At 68.3% G+C, this 2,176-nt stretch carries 2 protein-coding genes; both read left to right on the top strand.

Translation table 11 applies throughout. The annotated features are described in order from the left end of the window. The first annotated feature begins 132 nt into the window (after window positions 1–132). Window positions 133–1,041 carry a hypothetical protein gene (locus ACFYX0_RS47525; protein WP_388982012.1) on the top strand — a complete coding sequence of 303 codons (909 nt, stop codon included), beginning with the start codon at window positions 133–135 and terminating at the stop codon, window positions 1,039–1,041. A gap of 176 nt (window positions 1,042–1,217) precedes the next feature. Next, on the top strand, window positions 1,218–2,176 hold a 959-nt coding region (locus tag ACFYX0_RS47520; protein WP_388982009.1), incomplete at its 3' end, for an ALF repeat-containing protein.

The raw sequence follows: 2,176 nt of genomic DNA, 5'->3' as shown, positions 1-2,176 counted from the left end.
CACAGCTCATCGGGGACGATCCACGGCGGCCGCTCACTCCTTCTCATGTGCAGGCTAACAAGCCATCAGGCACACACATTCCAAGGCGAGTTGCAACATTCTGTTAGGAGTTCTTAGTCCCGGCTGCTCACCATGCACAGGGATTATCTGGACCGTGAGCTGTACAAGCAGTACGGCGATGAACTGCCCGAGGAGATCAAGGTTGCCTGGGCCGTGACCTGGTGGAAGGACGCCGTGCAGATGTCCGCGGGCTATTACACCGGCGGCTCGGCTGGCGGCAGCCGGCACATGGACTTGATCGTGCTGTGGGACGACGGGGAGGTCACCCTCTACCAGGGCGGTGACAGCAACGATGCCGCCCACCCCTTTGCCGCCGAGTACCAGCTGGCGCCACGTAAGAGCATCTGGACTCATGCCGTCTCGATCACCGGTGTCAACGCCACCGGCGGTGGCACCGACGGGCTCGTCGTGCGCTGGAACGACGGCGAGATGACCCAGTACACGACCGTGGACGCCAAGGGTTTCCACGGTGAGAAGCAGCTCGCCCCGCGGAACACTCCCGCCTGGAAGGACGACGCGCGTCTGATGACCGGCGGCCGCTTCACGCCCGGCGGCCACCGCGACGACCTGCTGGCCGTCTGGAAGGACGGTCACGTCTCCGTCTTCAGCGATCTGGCGGCCAACGGGCTGAGCAAGCAGACGCAGATCGTCGGGAAGAACACCACCACCTGGCCCTACGCCGGCCAGCTCACCACCGGGTCCTTCACCGGCAACGCCACCGAGGACCTGCTGGTGCGCTGGGTCGACGGGGAGACCACCCTCTACGCCGGCCTGACCGGCAAGGAACTGCCCGGGGAGATCAGAATCCGCCCGAGGAACTCGGAGTGGAAGGACGCCGCCCTGGTCACCGCCGGCGCGTTCACCGCCAACACGGCCGCGAACGACATCATCGTCCGCTGGAACGACGGGCACGTCAGCCTCTTCACCGGCATCGACGCCAAGGGCCTGCACGACGAAGTCCGCCTCACACCGGCCAACTGACGTTCCACACACCGTTCGAGGGACGGACCCGCGGAACACCGACGGGCCGCCCCTCGGGCCCGGCCGCGCACGGGCCTGTGATCAGTCAGGTCCCTGTGCGAGCCGGTGCACACAACCCCCCATAAAATATGAGACGAATCGAGTCCGCAGTGAGACATCCACGACGCCCGCGGCGCGTGGCGGCAGGAGCACAGCACGCGGTCCGCGCGCTGTGTCTGGGCCTGCTGCCCAGCGCGCTGGTACTGGGCCTGCTGGCGCCCTCCCCGGCCACGGCCGACGGAACCGCTCCGACGGAGAGTGGAATCGGTGGTGCGCTTCCGGACACCGACCGCGCCAAGGTGGTGCGGCTGTGGGAGACCGGCGGTCCCGGCGTGCGCGCCACCGCCGAAGCCGCCCTCGTCGGCAGTGACGACGACATCAAGAACTTCCTGGCTCAAGCCTCCGACATACAGTTTCAGGACGAGCGCGTCGCTACCGCGCAGGTCGCCAGTGTCGGCGGCACCTACCTCCAGCAGGCCGCCCGCACCGCCCTGGACAGCAACTCACCCGACCAGCTGCAGGCGTTCTTGAAGGACGGCTGGAAGGCGCCGCTGTTTCAGGACCAGCGCATCCGGGTCGCGCAGATCATCGATGTCAGCGGCCCGCTGGTGCGAAAGGCCGGCCAGGCCGCGCTCAACGGCACCCCTGAGGACATCAAGAACTTCCTCGACAACGACCAGTACACCGAGCGGGAACAGGACGAGCGCGTCCAGGTCGCGCAGATCATCGATGCCGGCGGGCCGAACGTCCAGGCGGCCGGCCGGATCGCGATCAACGGCAGCGCGGACGACATCCACGAGTTCCTCCAGGTCGGGCAGTACGTGGCCCGCGCCCACGACCAGGAACACGCCACCATCGCGCAGCTGGCCGATCAGGCGGCGAAGGCGGGCAAGCTCGCCGGGCAGCAGACCCAGGCCGCCAAGGACGCCTCGGCCCGTGCGGTGACCGCTGCGAAACTGGCCAAGGAAGCCGCCCAGAAGGCCGCCGCGGAGACCCAGGCGGCCCAGAAGGACACCCAGCACGCGGCGGCGGCCGCCGCCCGCGCGGCGAGTGCCGCCCAGCAGGCCGCCACCGCCGCACAGACCGCGATCAACGC

Origin of the sequence: Streptomyces sp. NPDC002573 (assembly GCF_042889625.1) — a bacterium.
Classification (GTDB): Bacteria; Actinomycetota; Actinomycetes; order Streptomycetales; family Streptomycetaceae; genus Streptomyces; species Streptomyces gibsoniae.
The sequence above is the reverse complement of the archived record's forward strand: the minus strand, read 5'-3'. Positions and strand labels throughout refer to the sequence as shown.

Coding starts and splice junctions, on each gene's coding strand:
- ACFYX0_RS47525 (WP_388982012.1), top strand. CDS start 133: ATGCACAGGGATTATCTGGACCGTGAGCTGTACAAGCAGTACGGCGAT.